Annotated in this window: 1 protein-coding gene; it reads left to right on the forward strand. The window is 59.0% G+C overall.

Annotated features, from left to right (window positions below; genetic code table 11):
• Positions 1-34: 34 nt before the first annotated feature.
• Positions 35-261: aminotransferase class V-fold PLP-dependent enzyme (locus Q4563_RS20615; protein WP_303605842.1), on the forward strand; the 227-nt coding region annotated here is incomplete at its 3' end.

Here is a 261-nt window from a genome sequence, read left to right on the forward strand (position 1 = left end):
GATCCCCATGAACCTGCAGGATACCTGCATCCATATGCTGTCGTTGTCCGGGCACAAGTTGCACGCGCCCAAAGGCGTAGGCGTGTTGTATCTGCGCCGTGGTGTACGTTTTCGTCCACTGCTGCGGGGTGGCCATCAGGAGCGTGGTCGTCGTGCCGGCACCGAAAACACAGTGGGAATCGTTGGGCTGGGCAAAGCCTGTGACCTGGCGATGGAGCACATGGAGTATGAAAATACCGAAGTGGCCAAGCTGCGTGACCG

This window comes from Gilvimarinus sp. 1_MG-2023 (assembly GCF_030548285.1).